The 2826-nt window shown below is 66.7% G+C and carries 3 protein-coding genes; all 3 read right to left on the reverse strand.

The genetic code is table 11. The features are described from left to right. Window positions 1-125 (reverse strand): Clp protease N-terminal domain-containing protein (locus HHX30_RS43925; protein WP_139578418.1); only part of this gene is annotated, 125 nt, incomplete at its 3' end. Window positions 126-440: 315 nt separating this feature from the next. Continuing rightward, complete coding sequence (locus HHX30_RS39045) at window positions 441-785, reverse strand: Lsr2 family protein (protein WP_169988980.1); 345 nt, start codon at window positions 783-785, stop codon at window positions 441-443. A gap of 1295 nt (window positions 786-2080) precedes the next feature. Continuing rightward, on the reverse strand, window positions 2081-2826 hold a 746-nt coding region (locus HHX30_RS39050; RefSeq protein ID WP_169988981.1), incomplete at its 5' end, for an RDD family protein.

A 2826-nucleotide genomic window follows, 5' to 3' on the forward strand; every position in this document is an offset into this window, starting at 1 on the left:
TCACCCTCATGGATCAGACCAAGAAGAATGTGCTCAGTACCGATGTAGTTGTGGTTGAGCATCCTGGCCTCTTCCTGAGCCAGGACGACAACCCGCCGCGCACGGTCGGTGAACCTCTCGAACATCTCGTCGCTCCTCACGAAGCGGTCAGGCGAGCACGGGAGATCCGGCCCGTCGTTCCGCATGGTAGCCCCGACCCAGCGACCCGCTCCTTGGCAGAAGGGTTCCCCAAGCGAAGGGCGTTCATGCTCTATCCAACCCCCTGCTGGGGGTGACATGTTCCCGATACGCCGCAAGCGAACGAGGTTTTAAGGGAGCACAAACACAATCGCGCGGTTATGCGATCGTCAGGTCCTCCGACGACCGGCATAACCGCACGATCAAGGTTGAAGTTAGGGAGTGTCCCGCCGATCTCGCCGTGGCGATCTAAGGGACACGACCTAGTGCGCGTCCTCGTACGCCTGGACGATCGAGGCGGCAATACGACCGCGCTCACTCACGGGGTGTCCGTGAGCCTTCGCCCAGGCGCGGATCTCCGCGCTCTTCTCGCGGGTCATGGCTCGCTGGCCCCCGCCGCCCGCACCACGACGGCGCCCACGGGCCTGCCCGCTGTCCGCGCGCCGCGCGCTGCCGACGAAAGGCGACAGGGCCTCGCGAAGCCGCTTCGCGTTGCCGTCGCTCAGGTCAATCTCATATGACGTGCCGTCAATCGCGAAGGTGACCGTCTCATTGGCCTCGCCGCCATCGAGATCGTCGATGAGAATCACCTGCGTGTGCTTGGCCATCCGGCAATCCTTTCGCAGCCCATACTTTGATTCGTCAGCCAAACATATACCCGGTTTCCCCCGGCTGACAATTCAAGATTGCGGATTCTCAGGAACCTCTGAGTCCGGTGACTTCTCGCGTGGCTCCCGTGCCGCGCGGAGACCCGCCGCGTCGGAACGTACCAACTTTACGATGCCGTAGACGACCGCGCCGGCGACGACCACGGAAGGTATCAAGGCGGACAATACCTCTGTCATTCTGCCTCGCTCGTGCCGGGGGTGTCATTAGGTGCACCCGAGGAAATTCCGGGGACGTGGCAAGGTCACCGGCCTCTTGCCGGGCCAGGCGCCCTGATACGACCATAGCGCCGGGAGGGACCGGCCGCGCCTTCCGGGGTGCCCCAGGAGGGCCGGGGTAATCCCCCGTCTCTCCAGCGGCCTTACCGGATGCACTCGAAATCGTACCCAGAATGCCGACCCGCCCGGTCACCGCTCCCCGGCCGTCCCTCCGTTTCACCGCCGGCGCACTTCCCGCGCGACGGCGGGCGACGGTAGCGGCACTCCCCGGGGTTCGGCGAGGCCGGTGCCGTAAGGGCAGGTGAGGGGCCTTCCGGCCAGGCCGGACAGACACGGCCCGACAAGCGCGAAGCCGCAAACACGCTCGCGAAAAAGGGCGGCCGGAGGACGTACGGCCGTTGAAGAGCTCGGGCGAAACGAGGAGCGACGTCTGGGCGGCCGGATCTTCACAAGGAGCCCCGCCCCCTTCTCGTACGCTGCGCTCGCCTTGGCGAGATATACGCGCAAGCAGATCGTCACAGTCCGGAAGCCTCGCAAAAAGAGAGGACCGGCCGGTTCCACCAAGATCAACGGGGACGACATGAAGATCGAATAAAGGAGCGGGGGCACAATCACGTGGACGGCCCGGGCGGCCGGGCGCCCGACTTTCGCACGGCCAAACGGTCCCCCGCATTCCGCGGGCGGCGTCCGCGGCGGGGTAGAGCGGTGCGCATCCGGAGCGTCATAAGGGCCCCCTGCGGCTCCATACGGCCCCATAAGCGCCCCTGACGGTTCCTTAAGCCGCCCGTGGACCGATATGGCCCGGGCGGGGACGGCGAGGACGAGCCTTAAGGATTGGCACCGGGGGCGGTCTCGCGGTCATTGGGGCACCTCCGGGGACGGTGAACCCAAGCATGGCATGCCCGGGCGGCCCCGTACGGTTTTTCCCGCACAGCCGGATGGGCACCCGGCGTGGACGCGCCAAAGCGGCCATAGAAAAAGGGGCCGATGGTCCGTTCCATCGGCCCCCTCTGCGGTCCTTACCTGACCTTGACCACCACGGTCTTGGCGACCTTGTCATGCAACGCCTGCTGCAACGGCCTGTCCCAAAGCAGCCACAGCATATTCAGCAACGCGAAGATGGCCGCCAGATACTCGACGACGGGAATCCAGCGCACCAACTGCGGACCCCACATCACGATTGCGCGCTTGCCGGCCACGTCGACGTCGAGGCCGCCGTCGAGGCTTCCGCCGACCGGGACGACCTTGATGCCCATTGCGATCTTTCCGAGCGTCTGCCCGCGCTGGCGCAGCATGACGAACTCGTAGCCGACCATGACGACACCGCCCAGGATCGCCACGAGCAGCGTGGCGAGGAAGACGCCGCTACCGGGGGAGTACACCCCCGTCCTCAGGTCGATGCTCCCGCTGGTGACGACGATCGCCGTGATCACGACCGAGATGATCCCGAAGGGGATGCCGACGACCACGCCGTCGATGATGCGGGCGACGAGGCGCTGCCACCACTCCGCGAGCGGAGCCGGGGCACCGGGCGGAATCGGCCCCGCGGCCGCGTACGGCTGGCCGAAGCCGGGCTGGGCATAGCCCTGCTGGCCGTACTGCTGGGCGCCGTAGCCCTGCTGCTGGCCGTAGCCCTGCTGGGAGGCCGACTGGCCGTACCCCGGCTGGCCGTACTGCTGCTGGCTCTGCTGGGCGCCGTACTGCTGCTGCCCGTAGCCGGGCTGCTGACCGTAGCCGCCCTGCTGCTGGCCCTGCTGGGCGCCGT

This window comes from Microbispora sp. H10836, from assembly GCF_012999525.1.
Lineage (GTDB): Bacteria > Actinomycetota > Actinomycetes > Streptosporangiales > Streptosporangiaceae > Microbispora.